This window comes from Shewanella sp. SG41-4 (assembly GCF_014164505.1).
Lineage (GTDB): Bacteria > Pseudomonadota > Gammaproteobacteria > Enterobacterales > Shewanellaceae > Shewanella.
In genome coordinates this window covers 1-2,952 of sequence record NZ_JACJFI010000372.1, presented here as the reverse complement: position 1 = coordinate 2,952, position 2,952 = coordinate 1, and the positions used below count along the sequence as shown (strand labels likewise).

Here is a 2,952-nt window from a genome sequence, read left to right as displayed (position 1 = left end):
ACTTAGGGTAAGAGTGACATCGTTAAATGCCCCATCCATATCATATGCACTTGCCAATGGCTTACGTGCCATCCATAAAATACCGTATCGATAATAGTCTGGGAACATTGCCCCTGGTGCAATCTGGTAAATATATTCAGGTGATAGAACATGGCCTACAATGCTAAGTTCTTTTCGTCGACCATTTATGGTTGCGGAAATTTTATCACCGGGTTGTAAATCATGGACTTGGGCAAACTCTTCACTGAGTAACACTTCATTATCACGACCCGCTTCAAGTAAACGTCCTTTGCGTAAGTAAAGCTGATTTAATAGGCCAACGTTATCAGCATTTAAAGAGAGTAAATGACCGCTTACTGGGTCATTAAAGCCTTCTATATCAAGATTCACGTAAGCCAGCACTCGGGTTTCAACTTTATCAACACCAGGAATTTCTTGGATACGTTTTACGAGTGATAAAGGGGCACGTTTAAGAGAAGCAAATACATCGGCAAAATGGTGATTACGGTAATAATTTTCACGGGTTTCAAACAATGAATCGAGTGTACTTAATGACATAATAAAAATGCAAACACCACCGACTATTACCATCGCAATCGCTAGGGCCTGCATACGCATACCCCAAAGTTCGCGCCATAATTTTATATCGATGGCTTTCATATTGAGTTCACCATTTCAACTCATCAGGTCTTAAACGAGTTTTATTCTGATACACCTCACTGATTAAGCCGTCAGTTAAATGAATCACTCGATCAGCCATTTGAGCAATGCCTGCATTGTGAGTAATGATAACCGTGGTTGTACCTAACTCCTGGTTAACTCGTTGTAAAGCCTGCAACACCACAATACCGGTTTTAGAATCTAATGCACCGGTGGGCTCATCACATAACAATACATCAGGATTTTTGGCAATAGCTCGTGCGATAGCTACGCGTTGTTGCTCACCGCCAGAAAGCTGGGCTGGAAAATGATCAAGCCGCTCCTGTAAACCAACTAGTGCTAATGCTTCTTCTGGCTTCATCGGTGACTTTGCAATTTCTGTGACGACGGCAACATTTTCTCGTGCCGTCAGGCTGGAAATTAAATTGTAAAACTGAAAAACGAAACCCACATGAAAACGACGATACTCAGTTAATTCTCTTTCAGTGGCTTCTGTTAAATCACGCTCACCGTAAAAAACATGGCCTTCAGTGGGGGTATCCAGACCACCAAGAATGTTGAGCAATGTTGATTTTCCACTGCCAGAGGCCCCCAACAATACGGTAACTTCTCCACGATGCAGATCGATATCAACACCGCGCAAAGCACGCACCTGTACCTCACCCATTTGATACACTTTGGTGACCCCATGTACATGGAATACCACATTTGGATTTTGTGTTTGATGTTGAGATGGTGAGCCAGATGACATACCGCTTCTCCGTTAGATCAAGCTATAACGTGACAACATGAAACTAGGACCAGATAATGCAGGGTAGGGAAGTGCTAAAAAAGTTACGTTATCCATAACATTAACCCAATGATAGATATTGATATAATCAGTATCGTTATCAACACCCAAATGCAACTAGGCCTTTACGTGCACTTCATTACAACATTTAATTAACTCTCTTGCCGAGTAACACTTCTGAACAAGCTTTAATACTGGTGCTATAAAGTGAAATAAGTGCAAGACTCGATTGCCGATTGCCAACTCTAAACTCTCAACGTTTCAAGTAACGTGTTACTTTTACCTGTTGCTCTAGTGCCGCTTTACTGTATTCGTCTACCCCATGAATACTGGAAACCGATGTGGCTAAATCGATGCAATTCTTTTTCTCTACCCTAGGTAAATCAGCATTAATTTGATGGATGATCCGCCATATCATTAATGCCTACTATTGGACTAAAAAGTTCAAATTCCTTGTTCCTTAACAGATGAGGAAATAGACGTTGCCAAAAAGTTTAGTCATATCAAATAGCGTATTTCTTGGAGTTAAGCTCATAAAATCACCTCATTTCAGGGAGGTTTAGTTCATCATGTTGATTTCGAGTAGCAATCAATATGGCTAAATCTTATATATTGTTGATTAATCATAGCGGTTAAATAATGCACTCAGCATGATACAGATCAACTATCCGCTCAAAATGCGACCTTAACCTATACCATTGTTTATGTAGGGTAATTATTTTTGGTGTTAGATTTGAAACATACTTCTAACTATCAGAACGATAAGACTAGATTATTAACACATATCTGTTATTTCCCAAGTTAGTTACTTACACTTCTCAACCCCAAAGTGAGCTACTCGGGTAATCCTTAAAGTGAGTTACTTGGTATGTTGTGGCTTTATGAAATGACTTAAACATTGTGCAAGTGGCTTTAGGTTTTCTTATTATCTCTCAATGGCTATACTCCAACTTGTTCAATAAAAAAGTCTTAAAAACCGCCAAGTTCATAGTTGAATGAATACATTCTCAAGTTAAACAGTCAAACTCGTTTTTTGCCCCAAAGCTACTTTGGACCAAAGCTCTATTTAACAATACTTTCCTTTCCACACAAAAACTAATCGATATTGCTCTTCTAAATAGACCATTTTTTACTGCCTAGGCTGCATTATCTAATGAGCTGGTTTTATATACAGTTATAATGCGTTTGGGCTTAATTTATATCAAACAACCCAATAATTAAGTCTAAGATAGTAAGTATCAATTATGAGATTAAATTTAACTGATTAATATTGCTGCAAATAAATTTCCATTGCGATTTTATAAACACTTTATCTTGTTGTCTCGGTTTGCTTTTGGGCTTTGCGAATAACTTATCTCTTTACATCAACGACATAGCAAATGTAGGATGATATTAATCAATAACTTAAGCGGCCGACTTTATTTGGCGAGCCGTTCAAAGCAGTTAGCTGTACTTTAGAGGTCATACATGGCTGGAATATTCAGTTTTAAATGCTCTTCTTG

2 protein-coding genes and 1 pseudogene are annotated in these 2,952 nt (G+C 38.6%); all 3 read right to left on the bottom strand.

Annotation, left to right across the window (positions count from 1 at the left end; genetic code table 11):
* Positions 1-660 (bottom strand): annotated as a pseudogene (locus tag H5202_RS19775) (ABC transporter permease); the annotation flags it as partial.
* A 7-nt stretch (positions 661-667) separates the two neighbouring features.
* Positions 668-1,411 (bottom strand): ABC transporter ATP-binding protein, encoded by a 744-nt coding sequence (locus H5202_RS19770; RefSeq protein ID WP_182773572.1) that lies wholly within the window; start codon positions 1,409-1,411, stop codon positions 668-670.
* A gap of 292 nt (positions 1,412-1,703) precedes the next feature.
* On the bottom strand, positions 1,704-1,868 hold the full coding sequence (locus H5202_RS19765) for a hypothetical protein (RefSeq protein WP_182773571.1): 165 nt from the start codon (positions 1,866-1,868) through the stop codon (positions 1,704-1,706).
* Between the last annotated feature and the right edge of the window lie 1,084 nt (positions 1,869-2,952).

Excerpts from the sequence above, each read along its gene's own strand:
- H5202_RS19770 (WP_182773572.1), bottom strand. The coding sequence starts at position 1,411 with ATGTCATCTGGCTCACCATCTCAACATCAAACACAAAATCCAAATGTG.
- H5202_RS19765 (WP_182773571.1), bottom strand. The coding sequence starts at position 1,868 with ATGATATGGCGGATCATCCATCAAATTAATGCTGATTTACCTAGGGTA.